3 protein-coding genes are annotated in these 1,653 nt (G+C 65.7%); all 3 read right to left on the reverse strand.

What is annotated here, in order from left to right:
- On the reverse strand, positions 1 to 455 hold a 455-nt coding region (locus RTX98_RS20690), incomplete at its 3' end, for an amidase family protein (protein ID WP_312798771.1).
- Between the two features lie 14 nt (positions 456 to 469).
- Complete coding sequence (locus RTX98_RS20695) at positions 470 to 1,222, reverse strand: SDR family oxidoreductase (protein ID WP_312798773.1); 753 nt, start codon at positions 1,220 to 1,222, stop codon at positions 470 to 472.
- A 13-nt stretch (positions 1,223 to 1,235) separates the two neighbouring features.
- Positions 1,236 to 1,653 (reverse strand): SDR family oxidoreductase (locus RTX98_RS20700; protein ID WP_312798774.1); only part of this gene is annotated, 418 nt, incomplete at its 5' end.

The following is a 1,653-nucleotide window of genomic DNA, read 5'->3' on the forward strand; positions in this document are numbered from 1 at the left end:
CCGGGCGTGACGGCGGGATCGACCGGGTTTAGCGTTCGCCCGAAAAGCGGCGAGGTCGCCGACTGGACATGCCCGAATTCCGGCGTCGTGGTCTTGCCGACAAGGATTGCGCCGGCGGCACGCGCGCGTGCAACGGCAACGGCGTCTTCTTTGGGCACATTGGTCTCGAAAATCTTCGAGCCCATCGTGGTGCGCACGCCAGCCGTGTTGACGAGGTCCTTCACTGAATAGGGAATGCCGAGCAGCGAAGGCAGCTCGCCGCCCGCCATGACCATAGCCTCCGCCGCCTTGGCCTCGGCCCGCGCTTCGTCGGCGGTGATGGTGATAAAGGCGTTGAGGTCGGCGCGCTGGTCGATGCGGGCGAGGATGGCGTCCGTCACCTCGACCGGCGACAGTGCCTTGGCGCGGATCTGCGTGGAGAGTTCTACGGCGGAAAGATCGGCGATATCGGTCATCGAAACTCGTTTCCTCAGATCATCCACCGGCCGCCGTCGATCAGCAGGCTTTGACCCGTGATGAAGCGCGCTTCGTCGCTGGCCAGAAACGCGACGGTTGCCGCCACGTCCTCCGGTTCGCCAACGAAACCGGCCGGCGTGTTGGTCTTGATGCGGTCGATAACGGCAACCGGCATCGTTTCATGGGCGCGCGTGCGGATCGCACCCGGTGCCACCGCGTTCACCGTCACGCCATGCGGCGCCAGTTCCCGCGCCAGCGACCGGGTAAAGCCGACGATGCCCATTTTGGCGGCGGCATAATCGGTCAAGCCGGCATCGCCCACAAAGGCCGCGTCGCTCGACATGTTGACGATGCGCCCGCCGTCGCGCATCGTGCCGGCAACGAGCCGCGACAAGCGCATGGCGCTGAACAACGAGACTTCCATCACGAAGCGCCAGACCTCTTCGCTGGACTCGTGGAACGGCGCCGAGCGCTCGCGCCCGCTCTGGCCCACATTGTTGACGAGCACGTCGACCGAACCGAAGCCTACGACGATCCTGGTATGGAAGGCCTCAAGCAAGGCTGCGTCGGTGCAATCGCCTTCCACCGCGATCAACCGCTCCGCATGGGTGTCGCAAAGCTCAGCAACGAGCTCGGAGGTCCTCAGATCGAGCACGCCGACGCGCGCGCCCTCGGCAAGGAAGCGCTTCGCGATGCCGGCGCCGATGCCTCCGCCCCCGCCGCTCACGATCACGGTGCGGTTCTTGAAGCGGTTGGCGACGATCATGATCGAAATCCCGTCAATGAAAGGTGCGGCCGCCATCAACCGCAATGGCCGTGCCGGTCATATAGGAAGCGTCGCTGCTGACCAGGAAGGCGATCATGGCGGCAATCTCGTCCGGCGCGGCGATACGGGCAAGCGCATACCGGTCGCGCACGGCCTGCAGCGTGGGCTCGGGATCGTCGGTGGGCAACGAGGAGCGGAACAGCTCGGTCTCGACCGCGCCGGGACACACGACGTTGACCCGCACCCCGATCTCGGCTGCTTCAAGCGCGAGCGCCTTGGAAAACATCTGCAGCCCGGCCTTGGAAGCGCAGTAAGCCGTTCGGTGCTTCAATGGCTGAAGACCGGCGCCCGACGACACGTTGACGATGCTGCCGCCCCCGGCTTGCCGCAGATGCGGCATGGCGGCCCGGCATACCAGCATCGGCGCCGTT

This window comes from Tianweitania sp., assembly GCF_032053605.1.
Lineage (GTDB): Bacteria > Pseudomonadota > Alphaproteobacteria > Rhizobiales > Rhizobiaceae > Tianweitania.

Bases quoted from the DNA above. Each gene is read 5' to 3' on its own strand.
- RTX98_RS20695 (WP_312798773.1), bottom strand. From the start codon at position 1,222: ATGATCGTCGCCAACCGCTTCAAGAACCGCACCGTGATCGTGAGCGGC.